Annotated in this window: 2 protein-coding genes; one reads left to right on the plus strand and one right to left on the minus strand. The window is 55.2% G+C overall.

The window, feature by feature from the left end; genetic code table 11:
- Positions 1–277: 277 nt before the first annotated feature.
- On the minus strand, positions 278–1270 hold the full coding sequence (locus PN477_RS02970) for a tyrosine-type recombinase/integrase (protein WP_272120134.1): 993 nt from the start codon (positions 1268–1270) through the stop codon (positions 278–280).
- A gap of 154 nt (positions 1271–1424) precedes the next feature.
- On the opposite strand from PN477_RS02970, the gene PN477_RS02975 reads away from it, so the two are divergent.
- Positions 1425–2492: a DUF2235 domain-containing protein gene (locus PN477_RS02975; RefSeq protein ID WP_272120135.1), complete on the plus strand. Its 1068-nt coding sequence runs from the start codon at positions 1425–1427 to the stop codon at positions 2490–2492.
- The last annotated feature ends 97 nt before the right edge of the window (positions 2493–2589 follow it).

A 2589-nucleotide genomic window follows, 5' to 3' on the forward strand; every position in this document is an offset into this window, starting at 1 on the left:
GACATTCAGTGGACGTTAAACAGATGCTTGTGGAGGGGAATCTGGACGGGGTTTCAAGACAGAGATGACTTGAGACTAGACAAACCCAATGAAGCAAGAATCCCCCGTTATAATCTTTGATTTAACGGTGGGAGTGTCAAGCAGTCGGTCTGTCGGGGAGTAAGTCATGGGGCTGCTCTAGATAAGTGGCGAAAAACTCGTAAGAGAAGTAACTAGGAATATCCTATTGTGAGGTAGGAAGCCTACTCCATAATCTTCGATTTGGTGTAGGAGGATGTCACAGCTCAATCCCCAGTTTCAAGGCTGGGTTATTCTCCCAGCGATCGGCCACATGGGCGTAAATACAAGTGGTGCGGGGATCGGCATGGCCGAGGAGGTCTTGGACTTGGCGCAGTTCCGCCCCGGCTCGGAGGGCGAGGGTTCCGGCGGTATGGCGGAGGCTGTGGGCGGAAATGGTGCGGCCAGCGGCGTGCTTGAGGTGGGTGGCGGTGAGGTGGCGATCGACGATCAGCCGGATACCGCGCCGGGAGAGGCGTTTTCCTTTGGCTCGATTGCCGACGGCGATGAAGAGGGGGGTTTGGGCGGTGAAGCGTTCGCCGCGATCGCGCCGCATATCGAGATAAGCCATTAAGACCTGGGCAATATCGGGGGTGAGGGGGACGATGCGAATATTGCGTTTGCCTTCGACGCGGATGCCGTAGTTTTGGCCCTGTTGGAGGACGTTCACCACATTGGCGCGGTGCAGTTCGACGGTGCGGGGGCCTTCGAGGGCCATGATCGCCAGCAGGGCGCGATCGCGTAACCGTTGTAATGCCGCCGCTGGGGTGATCCCGGCATCGGGCCAGGGCACAGCGGCCAAAAGGCGCTCAACTTCTGATGTTTCAAGAAAAGTAATCCGTTCAGCGGGGTCACGTTTTTCGCGGGGGGGACGCACTCCCAAGGCTGGGTTAAACGGAACCAGGCCCCGATTCACCGCTGCTTGGTAAAAACGCCGCACCACGGAGAGTTTGAGCGCCACTGTGGCCGGTTTGAATTGCTGATCTTGCACCAGCCAATAGCGATAGCGTTTAATATCGTCCTGTACCAGTTGCCCCGGATCGAGGTTGTGGCGATCGCACCATCCCAAAAACTGCTGCACCTGACGGCGGTAAGTCTGCACCGTATCCAAGGCTGCATCCCCTGCTCCCACATCCAGATTAAGAAAATCCCCGAAGGCCGCCAAGAGGCGATCGCGGCTCACCAAAGGACTTGATACCGTGGACAATTCCATAGGGATAGGGAGAGGGCAAGATCTTCACCAGTATAGCCGGGCGGTGGGAGGTGCGATCGCCGCCGGGATTCCCCAAAACCGCGTAAATTCTCGGATACAGTAAAAGCACGAATATGGCTGTAGTACCAGACACACGATCAACAAAGTTAGACCCATGGACGCAACCCCACAGTTTAAAAAACGGCTCATTGTCTGTTGTGATGGAACCTGGCAACACCTCGAAAGCCCCTATCCCACCAACGTCGTCAAAATAGCCCAAGGCATTACCCCCCTAGATAGCCAAGGCATTCCCCAAATTGTTTTCTATGACGAAGGCGTTGGCACAGAAAGCAAAGTGCGCAAGTGGACTGGGGGCATTGCTGGCAAAGGGATTGATTGCAATATTCAGGATGGCTATCGGTTTTTGAGCCTTAATTATGTGCCCGGCGATGAAATTTATCTTTTCGGGTTTAGTCGTGGTGCTTACACCGTCCGGAGTTTGGCGGGCATGATCAGCCTCTTGGGCCTCGTCACCCGCGACAACATTCGCTGTGCGCCCCAGGCCTACGAGCTTTACCGCCAACGGAGTCGCGATCGCCAAAACAGTTCAGCACACCGCCACAATGCCGCCATCGAAGCCTTTCGATCCCAATACAGTCAGACTGCCCCCATCACCTTACTGGGCTGTTGGGATACCGTCGGCGCGTTGGGGGTTCCCAATTTAATCAATGGTGTGCCCCTCGATCGGTTCTTGAATCGGGAGCAGTATCGCTTTCACGATACAAAACTAGGGGCACAGATTGAAAATGCAGCCCATGCGATCGCCATCGATGAATACCGCACCACCTTTGATGCCACCCTCATGGAACGTCAACAGGGAGATCAACGCCCCCTCCATCAAGTCTTGTTTCCCGGCGATCATGGCTGCGTCGGCGGCGGAACCCAAGCCAATGCCCCCTTCTCCAATGCCGCCCTCCTGTGGATGATCGAACAAGCGAAAGCCCTCGGATTAGACTTTGATCTCACCTGCATCGGCGAGGTAAAGGTCAATCCAACCCTCGATCGGGATTTTAAACCCCAGGGATTTTGGTCACTTTTTCCACCCCACTATCGAACAGTGGAGCGATCGCAGGCTGCCCTCCATAGCAGTGTGATCACCCGTTGGCAAAATTTAGAGCAGTATAGACCCCGCAACTTACAGGCATTCCAAGCTGAGTTAAGCCCCCAGCCCCCAGAAGCCTAAAGGAATACATCTCAGTTACGGTAATCCTCTGGAGTGCGAGCTTCTAGCTCGCTATGGATTGGCTCGCTATGGATTGGCCCGTTCATGAGGGTACGGC

The sequence above is a fragment of the Spirulina subsalsa CS-330 genome, from assembly GCF_028330765.1.
GTDB lineage: Bacteria > Cyanobacteriota > Cyanobacteriia > Cyanobacteriales > Spirulinaceae > Spirulina > Spirulina subsalsa_A.